The organism is Allorhizobium sp. Av2, from assembly GCF_021462805.2.
Lineage (GTDB): Bacteria > Pseudomonadota > Alphaproteobacteria > Rhizobiales > Rhizobiaceae > Allorhizobium > Allorhizobium vitis_G.
Genome location: NZ_CP192697.1, coordinates 1,127,711 through 1,141,981, shown reverse-complemented (window position 1 = coordinate 1,141,981; position 14,271 = coordinate 1,127,711). Strand labels below are relative to the sequence as shown.

Genomic DNA, 14,271 nt, shown 5'->3' with positions numbered 1-14,271 from the left:
ATCAGTAAGGCAAGCCGACATAGTTTTCAGCCAATGACGTAGATGCGGCACGGGAGTGAACGAGATAATCCAGCTCGGCTTCCTGAATGCGCTGCCCGAAATCGCCGGTATCAGGAAAACGGTGCATCATGGTGGTCATCCACCAGGAAAACCGCACGGCCTTCCAGACGCGCGCCAGCGCCCGAACCGAATAATCATCAATCCCGGCGCTGGACTTATCGGCGTAGAATTCAATCAGGCCTTCGCTGAGATAGTGGATATCGCTGGCAGCAAGATTAAGCCCCTTGGCACCAGTCGGCGGCACGATATGGGCGGCGTCACCGGCCAGGAACAATCGGCCGAACCGCATAGGCTCAGTGACGAAAGAGCGCAGAGGCGCAATCGATTTCTCGAAGGATGGCCCGGTCACCATGGCTTCGGCATGCTCTGCCGGAAGACGGCGGCGCAACTCATCCCAGAACCGGTCGTCGCTCCAGTCTTCAACCTTGTCTTCCAGCGGGCACTGCACATAGTAGCGGCTACGGGTGTTGGACCGCATGGAACACAGCGCAAAGCCGCGCGGATGGTTGGCATAAATCAACTCATGGGCCACCGGTGGCACCTCGGCCATCACACCCAGCCAGCCGAATGGATAGATCCGCTCGAATTCCTTGATGGCGCCCTGGGGCACCGATTTGCGGCTAACGCCATGAAACCCGTCACAGCCAGCGATGAAATCGCAGTCAATCCGGTGGCTGACGCCGTCTTTCTCATAGGTGACATAGGGGCTTTCGCCCGAGAAATCGTGCGGTTCAACGTTTGCGGCATCGTAGATGGTCAAGGCACCGGCTGCATCGCGCTGGTCCATCAGATCGCGGGTCACTTCGGTCTGGCCATAGACCATAACCCGGTCGCCGCCGGTCAAATTAAAGAGATCGATGCGGTGATCACGCCCATCGAATGCCAACGAAAAACCGTCATGCGGCAGACCTTCGCGATGGAGGCGATCGGCAGCACCGGCCTTTTCCAGCATGCCCACCATACCCTGTTCCAGCACGCCGGCGCGGACCCGGCCAAGAATATAGTCGCGGCCGACGCGGTCGATGATGACGGTTTCTATGCCCTTGCGATGCAACAATTGCCCCAGCAACAAGCCAGAAGGGCCTGAGCCAATAATGACGACTTGAGTACGCATGATATCCTCCCGAATTTGCTCCTGATCAAGAAACTGACCGTTTCGTCCCTTCAGCTCAATGGACTTTTCAATCCAAAAATTGCACTATTCGACCATGAATGAAGGATGCTGAAACCATGGCCGCGATACCCACTTACAAGCTATATGGCGAAAAAACCGCGGTTTCCGGTGAGTTTTTGCTGCATTGCGAAACACTTTTTTCCCGCAGCAGTTTGTATCGCTTCGAGATCGACCTCCACCGACACGAGAATTTTCTGCAAATTCTGTACATTTCGGAGGGCCAGGGAGATGCCACGCTGGACGGCGAAGTGATCGGCATTACCCCACCAGCCGCCATCGTCGTTCCACCGCTGTTTAGCCATGGATTTCGGTTTTCGCGTGCAATCAAGGGCATGATTATCACCGTTCTGCCAGCCGCCCTACCGCTTGCCGTTCGAACCAGTCTGAAACAGGCTTTGCCTCTGCCTCTCCATATGCCTTTAGAAGGCGAGCCGTGCGCATCCGAAATCGGCCTATTGATGGAACGGATCGCCGAAGAATATGCTGGCATAAAGCCGGGGCGCAACGGGTTACTTGAGGCTTATCTTGCGACCGTCGTGCTTCTGCTGGCAAGGCAGGCCGCACCGGACGCCTCTTCAGATCGGTTGACGCTAACGGCCAATGACCGGCGAATGGAAAAGCTTACCGCACTGATTGCCGCTCATTTTCGCAGCCACAAAACCGCGGCCTTCTACGCACGGGAAATGGGCCTTTCACCCACCCATCTGAACAGGCTTGCCAAGGCTGGAACCGGCGCAACCCTGCAACAATTGATCGCTCGCAAGCAGCTGGAAATCGCCCAGCAGGAGTTGATCTTCAGCCAAACCAGTATTCAGGCTATCGCACTCAACCACGGCTTTACCGATCCCGCCTATTTTACCCGTTTTTTCACCCGGGAAACCGGCCTGACGCCCCGAGCCTGGCGCCTGGCGGAACGGCAGAAACTCCAAAACCTGAGCGACCGCGCGCAGGCAGAGATCAGCGAAGTAACGGCTTCAGAATAGCTTGTGTCGCCAGCAGCGCCGGCAGATAGCGCTCAGCCATTTCCGATGCGGGAATAAGGGCGGCGGGCGCACCGATATTGATAGCCGCCACCATCTGGCCCCGGCTATTGTAAACCGGGACCGCAATAGAACAAAGGCCGATTTCCAGCTCCTGATCGATGATGGCATAGCCTTGACGGCGCACATGGGCAATTTCGGCAATAAGGTCTTCCGGGTCAGTTCGGGTGAACACCGTATTGGCCTTCAACACCGACGCCTCCAGAACGGCCCTAACCTCCGTATCGCTCACTCCGGCTAGCAAAACCCGCCCCATAGAGGCAGAATAGGCTGGCAAGCGGCTTCCCGGCATAAGATTGATCGACATGACGCGCCGTTGTGAGGCGCGGGCGATGTAGACGATCTCTGTGCCATCGAGAACGCTCGCCGACGCACTCTGCCCAACTTTTTCACTGAGCTGATCGAGATGCGGCTGGAGAATAGCAGGCAACGGGGTCGCCGAGAGCCAGGCATGACCGAGCCGCAGGATCTTTGGTGTCAGGGAGAAAAACTTACCGTCATAATCGGCATAGCCCAACTGAGAAAGCGTCAGCAGACATCTGCGGGCAGTTGCCCGGTCTAGGCCCGACAACTTTGCTGCTTCCGCAATGGACAGGCGCGGTGCTGCCTCCTCGAAAGCCTCGATGATCTTCAGGCCTTTGGCAAACCCGCCCATGATATCCGTTTCGCGCATCATGCTCTCCTCAGTCGCGCTAGTTTGTGCGATATTCGAACAAATGTCAATTATCGCACAAACTTGTTGCGAGGTGATCGCTCCAGTCCTATCTTTCTTGTCGGAGGCGCGCCTGACTTTTCTCTGGCGCAATCGCAAACGGGAGAATCCCATGGATAAGACAATCGCCAGCACGGCAGACGCCGTTGCCGGTATAAATGATGGTGCCGTCGTCATGATCGGCGGCTTTGGCGGCTCCGGCGCGCCTATCGAACTCATTCACGCCCTGATCGACAAGGGGCCGAAAAACCTGACGGTTATCAACAACAATGCAGGCAATGGCCGGATCGGCATCGCCGCAATGATTGATGCGGGCATGGTCAAGAAGATGATCTGCTCTTTTCCGCGCTCGTCCGATCCACGTGCCTTCACGGACCGGTATCTGGCGGGACAAATCGAGCTGGAATTGGTGCCACAAGGCACGCTGGCAGAGCGTATTCGCGCTGGCGGGGCTGGAATTCCGGCTTTCTATACGCCAACCGGTTACGGTACGGAACTTGCCGAGGGCAAGGTGATTGCCGAGTTTGATGGCCGTCATTACGTGCAGGAACGCTGGCTGAAGGCGGATTTTGCCATTGTCAAAGCCCATCTCGGCGATCTGCATGGCAACCTGACCTACAGCAAGGCGGGTCGCAATTTCAATCCGTTGATGTGCATGGCGGCGACCAAAACCATCGTGCAGGTCTCCAAGATTGTTGCCCCCGGCGAGATCGATCCCGAAATCATCGTTACGCCCGGCATTTTCATCGATGGCGTCGTTGAAGTCGCCAACCCGCAACAGGAAGAAGCGCTGATCCGCGCCGGAGTGGCCTACGCATGACAATAGACACTCGCGAAGACATCAAGCTCTCCAATGCCCAGATCGCCTGGCGCGCCGCGCAGGACATTGCCGACGGTGCCTATGTCAATCTCGGCATCGGCTTTCCCGAAATGGTGGCGCAGTACCAGCCGCCGGGCCGTCAGGCGATTTTCCACACGGAAAACGGCATCCTGAATTTCGGCGAAGCACCGGCGGAAGGTGAGGAAGACTGGGATCTGATCAACGCAGGCAAAAAGGCAGTGACGCTGAAGCCGGGCGCTGCATTTTTCCACCATGCCGACAGCTTTGCCATGGTGCGCGGCGGCCATCTGGATGTCGCCATTCTCGGCGCCTATCAGGTCGCGCAAAATGGTGATCTCGCCAATTGGCGGGTCGGCAGCAAGGGTGTGCCTGCCGTGGGCGGCGCCATGGATCTGGTGCATGGCGCAAAACAGGTTTTCGTCATCACCGAACATGTCAGCAAAAAGGGCGAGTTCAAGCTTTTGGACAAATGCACCTTCCCGCTGACAGGCGTCGGCTGCATTACCCGTGTCTATACCAGCCACGCGGTGATCGATATCGCCAAGGGCCATTTCGTGGTGCGCGAAATGCTCGCCGCCATGACGCTGGACGAATTGCAGGCAATGACCGGCGCAAAGCTGCATGTCGATGGGCCAATTGCCGATCTCACAGTACCCGCGCTTTGAGGAGACCCCGATGACCGAAGCTTTTATCTGCGATTATATCCGCACCCCCATCGGCCGGTTTGGCGGCGCACTTTCCTCGGTTCGCGCCGATGACCTTGGCGCGGTGCCGCTCAAGGCTCTCCTGGCAAAGCACACCAATCTGGACTGGGAAGCGGTCGATGACGTGATCTTCGGCTGCGCCAACCAGGCCGGTGAAGATAACCGCAACGTGGCGCGCATGTCACTGCTGCTGGCAGGCCTGCCGGTCTCAGTAACCGGCACGACCATCAATCGGCTGTGCGGTTCAGGCATGGATGCCGTGATCGCGGCGGCCCGCGCCGTTAAGTCAGGCGAGTCGGAATTGATGATTGCCGGTGGTGTCGAAAGCATGAGCCGGGCGCCTTTCGTCATGCCAAAGGCAGAGACTGCCTTTTCCCGGAATGCCGAAATCTATGACACCACCATCGGCTGGCGCTTCGTCAATCCGCTGATGAAAAAGCAATATGGCGTCGATTCCATGCCGGAAACCGGCGAAAACGTTGCGGAAGATTATAAGATCTCCCGCGAAGACCAGGACGCCTTTGCCGTCAGAAGCCAAAACAAGGCATCGGAAGCGCAGGCCAATGGCCGCCTGGGCCAGGAAATCACCCCGGTGACCATTCCCCAGCGCAAGGGCGACCCGGTGATTGTCGACAAGGACGAGCATCCCCGCGCCACGACGATTGAAACACTGGCAAAGCTTGGCACGCCTTTCAAAAAGGAAGGCGGCACGGTAACCGCCGGCAATGCGTCCGGCGTCAACGATGGTGCCGCCGCTCTGATCATCGCCTCCGAAGCTGCGGCACGCAAATACGGCCTGACGCCAATTGCCCGTATTCTCGGCGGCGCGACTGCCGGTGTGCCGCCCCGGGTGATGGGTATTGGCCCGGCCCCCGCCAGCCAGAAGCTGCTGGACCGGCTCGGCCTCACTCAACAACAGTTGGATGTGATCGAGCTGAACGAGGCTTTTGCCTCTCAAGGACTGGCAACCCTTCGCCAGCTTGGCATTGCCGATGACGATCCACGGGTCAACCGCAATGGCGGAGCGATTGCCCTCGGCCATCCGCTCGGCATGTCCGGCGCACGCATAACCGGCACGGCAGCGCTGGAATTGTCGCTCAGCGGCGGACGCTACTCGCTGTCCACCATGTGCATTGGCGTGGGCCAGGGCATCGCAGTGGCGCTGGAGCGGGTGTAATCCGGTATCTAACCGGCAAGACGACAGATGAAGGTGGAGGATGCTTTCTCCACCTTTTTCATCTTTAGCGCCGTTTCATCAGACGTTACGAATGCCTATCTGTGCGATGGTTGTTGGCATTTACACAACAGCACTTGACCTTGCTCGCATGGCTGGTAGTTAACATATGCTGCCGCATTGCCAGACATCGGTCTGTGCGGAGTGAACTTATGGTGCCGGGCCCCTCTGGCGAGAGTTTACGGCGCTCTCGTGATGTCGGTACCGCCAGCAATCATGGCCGGCGGATTATAATGTAATGACAATTCCATTCACGTGTTTTTCGCGCGATCGTTTCGGCATGGCCGGTGCTCGTTCGCGTGCCACCCCGCTCTTCCCTCGTGTTTTGGAGGTGCGGGCATGAGCACGGCAACCCCTTCCAATTCCGTTCTCAGCTATTTCAAATGGGCCTTCATCGTCACAATTGCAGGTCTTGCACTCGGTGCCTGGCTCGGCTGGAACATGACAGGCACGCTTGGCGGCATGGCCAGTGTGTTCTTCATCTGCACCGTCCTTGCCGTTCTGGAAATCTCGCTGTCCTTCGACAATGCTATTGTCAATGCGAACAAGCTGAAGGAAATGACCCCGGTCTGGCAACAACGCTTCCTGACCTGGGGTATCCTGATTGCCGTCTTCGGCATGCGGATCGTGTTTCCGCTGGCAATCGTCGCTATCGCGGCACAGATCGGCCCAATCGAAGCACTGAAACTGGCAGCTGCTGAACCGGCGGAATACGCCAGAATCATGAATGAAGCGCATCTGCCGATTGCTGCTTTCGGCGGCACATTCCTGATGATGGTTGGTCTCAACTACTTTTTCGATCAGGAAAAAGACGTCCATTGGATCGCCTTTATCGAAAAGCATATGGCGAGATACGCAAGCATCAAGGGCATTGAAGTTGCCTTCGTCCTGGTGCTGATCCTGCTGTTTTCGTCGTTCCTGGAGGGAGCGGAAGCGATTACCTTCCTTTACAGCGCTATCTATGGCCTGTTGACCTTCTTGGCGGTCGAATTGGTCGGCGGACTGCTCGACGCATCGCAGCAAACGATGAGTGCGGCGGCCAAAGGTGGCCTGGGCGCTTTCATCTATCTCGAAGTGCTCGACGCCAGCTTCTCCTTCGACGGTGTGATTGGTGCGTTTGCCCTGACACAAAACCTGTTCGTAATCGCCATCGGCCTCGGCATCGGTGCCATGTATGTTCGCTCGATGACGATCATGCTGGTCGAAAAAGGCACACTCGCGGAATATCGTTATCTGGAACACGGCGCCTTCTACGCGATCCTGATCCTCTCGGTGATCATGTATTGCCAGACGCTGGTGCATATTCCCGAAGTGGTTACCGGTCTCGGCGGTGCGGCACTGATCGGCATCTCGCTTTGGTCATCGATCCGTTACAACAAACGCGAACACCAGAACGACTGAAAAGCCTTTACGGAATAAATAAGAGCTTTTCACGAACCAAAAAGCCCGCCAGTTTGAACAACTGGCGGGCTTTTGCATGCGGATATGAAAAAACTCAGTCAGCGCGCTTGATATTGCGGAAGCTTAGGGGATCGATACCCAGAAGACGCAGATCACGGTCACGCGGCTGGCGATGCCCATCTACAGCCGCGGCAGCGGCGGTTGCTGCGCCGAACACGGCGATGGCACGACCGATAAAGCCTTTACGGGGGAGGGAAGCCATTTTCGTTCTCTTTCCTTGTTAAATCTTACAAAGCAAAGATGGACCTTCCATTAGCTTGTTTCAATGCACACAAACGCACTGTAGCCATGCAACCTGAACAGATCAGGCTGATTTACCCATCTGATTTTATGGATACATTCAACGACGTGCCCTGTTTTACGCCCGAAAAGACCTGAATCCGCCGATTTTGAGAGAGAGTTGCAGAGAATTAGCCCGAATGAAACGGAACAGCCCCCCGCGCCATAATGGCGCAGGGGGCTGTTGGCTGTTCATTTTCGCCCGGACTGAAACTCAATCTTCGTTGGCAGCAAGCTGCGACAGAACCTGCCCTCTTCCACGAATCCTCATAATCAGCGGAATGAAGAAGGCCGCTGCGGCAATGAGGAAAAGACCAACAGCAATCGGCGACATGAAGAGCACCGTGAAGTCGCCCTGCCCTATTGCCAGTGCCCGACGCAATTGCTGTTCTGCCAGTGGCCCAAGAATGAGGCCGATAACGACAGGCGCAATCGGATAACCGAAGATGCGCATGACGTAGCCAAGAATTCCGAACGCCAGCAACATGCCAAGCTCAAACACCGAGGGATTGGCGCCAATCGTGCCGAGTGTGGCAAACAGCAGGATGCCAGCGTAAAGCCAGGGCTTCGGGATGGTCAGCAGCTTTACCCAGAGGCCAATCAGCGGCAAGTTCAAAACCAGCAGCATGAAATTGGCAATCAGCAGGCTGGCAATCAGACCCCAGACCAGTTGCGGATTGGTGGCAAACAGCAAGGGGCCAGGTTGAAGGCCGAACTGCTGGAAACCCGCCAGCATGATGGCCGCCGTTGCCGTGGTCGGCAAGCCGAGCGTCAACAGCGGCACCAGCGTTCCTGCCGCCGAAGCATTGTTGGCGGCTTCCGGACCAGCCACACCTTCGATGGCACCATTGCCAAATTCCTCAGGATATTTCGTCAGCTTTTTTTCAGTGGCGTAAGACAGGAAGGTGCCAATCTCAGCGCCGCCAGCCGGCATGGCCCCAATCGGAAACCCGATCGCTGTGCCGCGCAACCAAGGCTTCCAGGACCGTGCCCAATCCTGAGCACTCATCCAGACCGATCCTCTCACCGCTTCGACTTTATCGGGACCAAGATTCCCCTGGGCGACAATGTACAAGGTCTCGCCAATGGCAAACATGGCAACCGCCAGAGTCGTGACCTCGACCCCATCCAAGAGATCCGGCACGCCGAAACTCATTCGGGTCTGACCCGTCAACTGGTCGATGCCGACAATAGCCAGTGTGAAACCAATGAAAAGTGAGGTCAGCCCCCGCAATGCCGAGTCACCAAACGCAGAGGACACGGTCACGAAGGCAAGCACCATCAGCGCAAAATATTCGCGCGGGCCAAACACCAGGGCAAGCTTGACGATGGTCGTGGCGACAAGTGCGAGAGCAATCGTGGCCAGAAGCCCGGCCACGAAAGAGCCGATGGCAGCCGTTGCCAAAGCGGGCCCGCCGCGCCCGGCCCGGGCCATCTTGTTGCCCTCCAGCGCCGTGACAATCGAGGCACTTTCGCCCGGCGTATTGAGTAGGATCGACGTGGTCGAGCCGCCATACATGCCGCCGTAATAGATGCCAGCAAACATGATCAGCGAGCCAGCAGGATCGAGTTGGTAGGTCACGGGCAGCAGCAGCGCCACGGTCAATGCGGGTCCGATACCCGGCAACACGCCAACGGCGGTGCCAAGCGTCACCCCGATCAAGGCATAGAACAGGTTCATCGGTTGCATTGCAACGACAAGACCCTGCATCAGGAATTCAAATGTACTCATGAAGGTAAGTCCCTGTCGGGTATCAGAAAAACAGATTTTCCAGCGGCCCGGCGGGCAGCGACAATTGCAACAGGCCAGCAAAGACCAGCCAGACCGCAAGGCTGAGCGCTATGCCTATCGGTATCGAGAACCACAATTTACGTTTGCCGAAGGCCCTGGCCGTAGCAGCAAAAAGCAGGCCGGTCGCAATGGAGAAGCCCGCAACATCGAGCAGAAGCATCTGCGCTGCAAGACCACCCACGACCCATATCACCGGGGCGATTTCCTGCTTTTCGCGCTCTGGAAACTCACCGCGCCATGCCTCGAACACGGTCCAGATCGCCAATCCGATCAAACAGATCGCGATGGCATAGGGAACGGTCGCAGGCCCGACGGGCGAATAGCCTGCAACAGCGCCAAGCCGGGCAGAGTCCCACAGAATGACACCGGCGATGGCAACGAGACAGACCGCGATTGCAAGCGCCGCCCAATCGGGGCGGCGCTTCTCGTTGTTCAAGGGGGTCAAGCCACTGCTCATTTCACCAGACCGATATCTTTGAGGATTGTCGAGGTCGCGGCGATATCCTTGTCAAGCTGCGCATTGAAGGCATCGCCAGCCAGATAGGTATCCTGCCAGCCCTTGGTCTTCAGCACGTCTTTCCAGCCCTCAGACTTGGCCAGTTTATCAATATCGGCAGAAACAGCCGCTTTCTGTTCGGCCGACAGCCCAGGAGCGGCTGCTACCATGCGCCAGTTTTCAACCACGACATCGAGACCGGATTCCTTCAATGTCGGCGCATCGATACCGGCAATACGCTCCGCGCTCGAAATGGCGATCAGCCGCAGCGTTCCCGACTTGACCTGGGATTCAAATTCGCCATAGCCGGAAATACCAGCGGTCACCTGTGCTCCCAGAATAGCCGCCAATGCTTCGCCGCCGCCGGAATAGGCGATGTAGTTGATCTTGGTCGGATCGACCCCAGCGGCCTTGGCGATCAGGCCAACCGCGATATGATCGACACCGCCGGCAGAACCGCCAGCCCAGGACACCTTGGCCGGATCTGCCTTCAGCGCGGCGACCAGATCCGCAGCATTCTTGATCAGTGAGGAAGCAGGAACCACGACCGCCTCATATTCGCCGGTCAGGCGGGCAATCGGTGTGACATCCTTCAATGTGACGGGTGCATTGTTGGTCAGGATTGCGCCCACCATGACATAGCCGCCGACGATCAGGGCATTGGATTTGCCCTTTTGCTGACTGGCAAACTGGGCAAGACCAATGGTACCGCCGGCACCAGGCACATTCTGGACCTGAACCCGCTTCGAGATGCCTTCCTTCTGCATGACAGTCTGGAGGGAGCGGGCAGTCTGGTCCCAGCCGCCGCCGGGATTGGCAGGTGCGATAATGGTGTAATCAGTCGCAGCAGCCGGCAGTGCCATGGCTCCGGCCAGGATGGTGGCGAGAATGAACTGTTTCAAAGTAATTTCCTCCTGCGAGTGCGCTTCGATGCGCAGTGTTCGTCGATGCCGAAGGAAGAGTATTTCACGGGACCCTCCTGCGAGCTGCGGCAAGACACCGTGCTCGTCCATCCCTTGAGTATCCTCCCTCAAGCCGTAATCATCCGCCTCCACGGATAATCAAGACCTGGAACGCACCATACAAAGCTGTCATCGAGCTGACATTGCACTGCATTTTATCAAACGGCGGCGCACACCCCACAATTGAATGGGTTATTGCAGCCGTAAAACCTCGTTCCAGCGGGCGATGAGACGCATGCGCTTGACCTGATCGAGATAGACCATCAAGCCGGGACTGACGGGGACGGGCCGCAGCTGTGCGCCCAGCAGGGATTGCATGGTATTGGCGGTGTTTTCGCCGCCAACATCCGGATTGACCGCCGCAATATGCAGCTCGCGCGCCATAATGCCCTGCCCTTCCTTCGACATGAAGAATTCCAGATAGCGCCGACCAAGCTCCGGCGATGCGGCCGCCTGTGGCACGAGCCCGATTCGCGACATCACCACGGTATAATCCTTGGGCAATACAATGCCGACATCGGGATGGCGCGACGCCCAGTCGGCGGCGTAGGAGCCCAGAATATTATAGCCCAGCACGAATCGTCCATCGGCGACCCGCTCCAGAATGGCTGAACTGTTGGAGTAGAGCTTGACGCCCGCCGTGCCCATGCTGCGGATCACCGACCAGATATCTCCAAACTGCTCCTGGTCACGAGCCATGAACAGAAAGCCGACCCCTGAACGCTCAATATCGTAGGTGCCGATCCGGCCAAAAACGGCATTTCCCTGGCTTTTCAGGTAGTCCACGAATTCCGCCCGCGTCGAGGGCGGCTTCTGATTGGCGAAACTCGGCTTGTGATAGACGAAAACCGCAGGCTCGAATGTCAGCGCGTACGCGGTATTGCGCCAATTTGCCCAGGCGGGCCAGCTGGCGCTCATCGGCAGGTCACTGCGTTGGGCATAGCCGTCATTGCTGAGCTTGACTTGCAGATCCATCGCCGATGAAAATGCAAAATCCGCTGTCGTCTTGCCCGCATCGGTTTCCCGGACGATCCGGTCATAGATTTCGCTGGTCAGCATATCCTCGTAGCGCACCGCGATATCGGGATTTTTCGCCTGGAAGCCTGCAATGATCTGCTTTGCCATCGGCTCATCAAGCGAAGAATAGACAAGCAGCTCGGGGGCTTTTGCATCGCCTGACAAGGCAGGGAACAAGACGGGCCCGGAAGCGGCTGGAAACGCAAGGCCCAGCAGGATTGAAATGAAGATGATAAAACGCATAAACGGATCATGCCGCAGCCCAGCGTTGTTCACAAGCATCATGGACGGCACCATAGCATAAATGCTTCAAAAGACCCCGAATTGGAATGCGAAGTGTCATTTTCAGCAATTCATCGTATTCCAGATCAAATATAAAGTGCTAGAGCAATGAGTGAGGAGACATTCCCCAGTGCGCATCTTGCTCGTTGAAGACAATAAGGCTCTGGCCGACGGCCTGTCTGCCATTCTGCGCGGCACCGGCTATGCGGTCGATACCGTCAGCGACGGCGCGTCTGCCGACGCCGCGATTGCGACGGAAAACTTCGATCTTGTCATTCTGGATCTCAACCTGCCGGAAATGGACGGCATAGAGGTGCTGCGCTGCGTGCGCGCCCGCCATGACAAGGTGGCAATCCTGATCCTGACGGCGCGCGGCACACCGGAAGACAAGGTCAAAGGCCTGGATCTCGGCGCTGACGACTACATGATCAAGCCTTTCGATATCGGCGAGTTCGAAGCGCGTGTGCGCATGTTGTTACGCCGCCAAGCTGGCCTGCGATCTTCAATGATCAGCTACGGAGCGGTTTCGCTCGATCTGAATTCGCGCAGCTTTTCGGCAGCAGGCGTGCCCCTCGACATTCCCGCCCGGGAACTCGGACTGCTGGAAGTGCTGTTCATGCGGGCAGGCAAAGTCGTGGCCAAGGAAGCCATCATCCAATCGCTGGCCGCCTTTGACGACGATCTCAGCGCCAATGCCATAGAGCAATATGCCAGCCGGTTGCGCAAACGGCTAGCCCCTCACGGTCTTACCGTGCGCACTGCGCGCGGCATCGGTTATTACCTCGAAAAAACCATGACCGAGACGGCATGACCGGGGTCGCCTACTCGCTCCGTCGTCGTTTGCTGGGCTGGCTGTTGCTATCGACTGCACTCATTGGCGCAGTCGCTCTGATCGACACCTATTACGAGGCGGTCAAAACTGCCGATACCGTCTCCGACCGGGTTCTGGCCGGGTCGGCCTTGGCGATTGCTGAACGGGTCATTGTTTCTGAAAATGGTGAGTTGGCGGTCGATATTCCCTATGTCGCGCTGGAAATGCTGACATCAGGGGCGCAGGACCGGGTCTTCTACCGCGTCGATGGTCCAGGGGGCAGTTTCATCACCGGCTACCAGAACCTGCCGACCGTTTCTGATTTCCAGGGGCAATCGGCTGTGTATATGGACGCAGCTTTTCGCGACGAGCCGATCCGCATCGCGGCCCTGCAACGGTCGGCCTCGACCGGCATCGATTCTCTTCCCTTCGTGGTCACCGTGGCTGAGACGACAATTGCGCGCAATCAGCTCACCCAGGCCATTCTGTTGCGTTCAGCGCTGCGACTGCTATTGATGATCGCCGGTGCTGGCGCCATTGTCTGGGTCGCCGTCACCTATTCTCTACGCCCGCTTTACAGGCTGGGAGAGGCCATTTCCGAGCGCAGTCCGAACGATCTGCATCCTATCGAGCAATCCGTTCCCCGCGAAGTCGAAAACCTCGTTGAAACCGTCAATTCCTTCATGGTCCGGCTACAATCGGCGCTGGATGCGCTTCGTCATTTCACCGGCAATGCCAGCCACCAGTTGCGAACGCCGCTGGCGATCATTCGCACGCAACTGGCGCTTTCTGCCCGCGCCACAAACATTGAGGATGCACAGTCAGCGGCGCGCAAGGGCGATGAGGCTCTTGCCCATGCTGAGCATATTCTGGCGCAACTGCTGTTGATGGCCCGTGTCGATGCCGTTGGCTCCAACGATCGGCAAATACCGCCCCGGATCGATCTTGCTCATCTGTCACAAGCGATCACCGCCGAACATGTGCCACGCGCCGCCGATGCCGGCATCGATCTTGGGTTCGAGGGCCAGGACGGTCCTGCTTTCGTGCTAGCTGAACCTTTGCTGATCGGGGAGTTACTCAGCAATCTGATCGCCAATGCCCTGGCCTATGCCGGGCATGGCGCGGAAGTCACGGTGCGCATCCGAGAGGATACGCAGAACGTGATCCTGTCCGTCGAAGACAATGGTCCGGGCATCGCCCCCGAACGGCGCGACATCGTGCGCCAAAGGTTCGCCCGGGGAGAGCAGAACCCCTCCCCGGGTCTCGGACTGGGCCTGCCGATCGTTGAGGAAATAGCCAATCTCTTTAACGCCAAACTCACGCTTCAAGACACATCCGAGGGGCGCGGCCTGACAGTATCGGTCACATTTCCCAAGGCGGCAAAAGCAGCACACGCATAAGCGTTA

The 14,271-nt window shown here is 57.6% G+C and carries 14 protein-coding genes; 7 read left to right on the top strand and 7 right to left on the bottom strand.

Annotation, left to right across the window (positions count from 1 at the left end):
• Position 1: 1 nt before the first annotated feature.
• Positions 2–1,174: a 4-hydroxybenzoate 3-monooxygenase gene (gene pobA, locus FS819_RS22860; RefSeq protein ID WP_070163288.1), complete on the bottom strand. Its 1,173-nt coding sequence runs from the start codon at positions 1,172–1,174 to the stop codon at positions 2–4.
• A gap of 116 nt (positions 1,175–1,290) precedes the next feature.
• On the opposite strand from pobA, the gene FS819_RS22855 reads away from it, so the two are divergent.
• Positions 1,291–2,217: a helix-turn-helix domain-containing protein gene (locus FS819_RS22855; protein ID WP_156549561.1), complete on the top strand. Its 927-nt coding sequence runs from the start codon at positions 1,291–1,293 to the stop codon at positions 2,215–2,217.
• Here the strand turns inward: FS819_RS22855 and FS819_RS22850 are convergent.
• Positions 2,192–2,947, bottom strand: a complete 756-nt coding sequence (locus tag FS819_RS22850) for an IclR family transcriptional regulator (RefSeq protein WP_156549560.1) — start codon at positions 2,945–2,947, stop codon at positions 2,192–2,194. The two genes, FS819_RS22855 and FS819_RS22850, sit on opposite strands and share 26 nt — an antisense overlap.
• 151 nt (positions 2,948–3,098) lie before the next feature.
• Here FS819_RS22850 and FS819_RS22845 point away from each other — a divergent pair, with 151 nt between their 5' ends.
• The 4 genes from FS819_RS22845 (at position 3,099) to FS819_RS22830 (ending at position 7,166) form a co-directional block, all read left to right on the top strand.
• Entirely contained in the window at positions 3,099–3,806 is a 708-nt protein-coding gene (locus FS819_RS22845) for a 3-oxoacid CoA-transferase subunit A (protein WP_070163287.1), read from the top strand.
• A complete protein-coding gene (locus FS819_RS22840; RefSeq protein ID WP_156549558.1) occupies positions 3,803–4,492 on the top strand; it encodes a 3-oxoacid CoA-transferase subunit B in 690 nt (229 codons plus the stop codon). The genes FS819_RS22845 and FS819_RS22840 overlap by 4 nt, the downstream gene beginning before the upstream one ends.
• A gap of 10 nt (positions 4,493–4,502) precedes the next feature.
• Positions 4,503–5,708: a 3-oxoadipyl-CoA thiolase gene (gene pcaF, locus FS819_RS22835; RefSeq protein ID WP_156549556.1), complete on the top strand. Its 1,206-nt coding sequence runs from the start codon at positions 4,503–4,505 to the stop codon at positions 5,706–5,708.
• A 396-nt stretch (positions 5,709–6,104) separates the two neighbouring features.
• Complete coding sequence (locus FS819_RS22830; protein WP_156549555.1) at positions 6,105–7,166, top strand: DUF475 domain-containing protein; 1,062 nt, start codon at positions 6,105–6,107, stop codon at positions 7,164–7,166.
• A 94-nt stretch (positions 7,167–7,260) separates the two neighbouring features.
• Here the strand turns inward: FS819_RS22830 and FS819_RS22825 are convergent, their stop codons facing one another.
• From FS819_RS22825 to FS819_RS22805, 5 genes are all read right to left on the bottom strand, one after another.
• Positions 7,261–7,428: a hypothetical protein gene (locus FS819_RS22825; protein ID WP_087729627.1), complete on the bottom strand. Its 168-nt coding sequence runs from the start codon at positions 7,426–7,428 to the stop codon at positions 7,261–7,263.
• Between the two features lie 291 nt (positions 7,429–7,719).
• Positions 7,720–9,237, bottom strand: a complete 1,518-nt coding sequence (locus FS819_RS22820) for a tripartite tricarboxylate transporter permease (RefSeq protein ID WP_156549553.1) — start codon at positions 9,235–9,237, stop codon at positions 7,720–7,722.
• Positions 9,238–9,259: 22 nt separating this feature from the next.
• On the bottom strand, positions 9,260–9,754 hold the full coding sequence (locus FS819_RS22815) for a tripartite tricarboxylate transporter TctB family protein (protein ID WP_070163282.1): 495 nt from the start codon (positions 9,752–9,754) through the stop codon (positions 9,260–9,262).
• Positions 9,751–10,695, bottom strand: coding sequence for a Bug family tripartite tricarboxylate transporter substrate binding protein (locus FS819_RS22810; RefSeq protein WP_156549552.1), 945 nt, complete (start codon positions 10,693–10,695; stop codon positions 9,751–9,753). The genes FS819_RS22815 and FS819_RS22810 overlap by 4 nt, the downstream gene beginning before the upstream one ends.
• A 252-nt stretch (positions 10,696–10,947) precedes the next feature.
• On the bottom strand, positions 10,948–12,015 hold the full coding sequence (locus tag FS819_RS22805) for an ABC transporter substrate-binding protein (RefSeq protein WP_197434135.1): 1,068 nt from the start codon (positions 12,013–12,015) through the stop codon (positions 10,948–10,950).
• Positions 12,016–12,184: 169 nt separating this feature from the next.
• Between FS819_RS22805 and FS819_RS22800 the strand changes: the two genes are divergently transcribed.
• A complete protein-coding gene (locus tag FS819_RS22800) occupies positions 12,185–12,865 on the top strand; it encodes a response regulator (RefSeq protein WP_070148534.1) in 681 nt (226 codons plus the stop codon).
• Positions 12,862–14,265 carry a sensor histidine kinase gene (locus tag FS819_RS22795; RefSeq protein WP_070163281.1) on the top strand — a complete coding sequence of 468 codons (1,404 nt, stop codon included), beginning with the start codon at positions 12,862–12,864 and terminating at the stop codon, positions 14,263–14,265. Before FS819_RS22800 ends, FS819_RS22795 begins: the two co-directional genes overlap by 4 nt.
• Positions 14,266–14,271: the final 6 nt, after the last annotated feature.

Bases quoted from the DNA above. Each gene is read 5' to 3' on its own strand.
- pobA (WP_070163288.1), bottom strand. From the start codon at position 1,174: ATGCGTACTCAAGTCGTCATTATTGGCTCAGGCCCTTCTGGCTTGTTG.
- FS819_RS22845 (WP_070163287.1), top strand. From the start codon at position 3,099: ATGGATAAGACAATCGCCAGCACGGCAGACGCCGTTGCCGGTATAAAT.
- FS819_RS22795 (WP_070163281.1), top strand. From the start codon at position 12,862: ATGACCGGGGTCGCCTACTCGCTCCGTCGTCGTTTGCTGGGCTGGCTG.
- FS819_RS22830 (WP_156549555.1), top strand. From the start codon at position 6,105: ATGAGCACGGCAACCCCTTCCAATTCCGTTCTCAGCTATTTCAAATGG.
- pcaF (WP_156549556.1), top strand. From the start codon at position 4,503: ATGACCGAAGCTTTTATCTGCGATTATATCCGCACCCCCATCGGCCGG.
- FS819_RS22825 (WP_087729627.1), bottom strand. From the start codon at position 7,428: ATGGCTTCCCTCCCCCGTAAAGGCTTTATCGGTCGTGCCATCGCCGTG.
- FS819_RS22850 (WP_156549560.1), bottom strand. From the start codon at position 2,947: ATGCGCGAAACGGATATCATGGGCGGGTTTGCCAAAGGCCTGAAGATC.
- FS819_RS22805 (WP_197434135.1), bottom strand. From the start codon at position 12,015: ATGCGTTTTATCATCTTCATTTCAATCCTGCTGGGCCTTGCGTTTCCA.
- FS819_RS22815 (WP_070163282.1), bottom strand. From the start codon at position 9,754: ATGAGCAGTGGCTTGACCCCCTTGAACAACGAGAAGCGCCGCCCCGAT.
- FS819_RS22855 (WP_156549561.1), top strand. From the start codon at position 1,291: ATGGCCGCGATACCCACTTACAAGCTATATGGCGAAAAAACCGCGGTT.
- FS819_RS22840 (WP_156549558.1), top strand. From the start codon at position 3,803: ATGACAATAGACACTCGCGAAGACATCAAGCTCTCCAATGCCCAGATC.
- FS819_RS22820 (WP_156549553.1), bottom strand. From the start codon at position 9,237: ATGAGTACATTTGAATTCCTGATGCAGGGTCTTGTCGTTGCAATGCAA.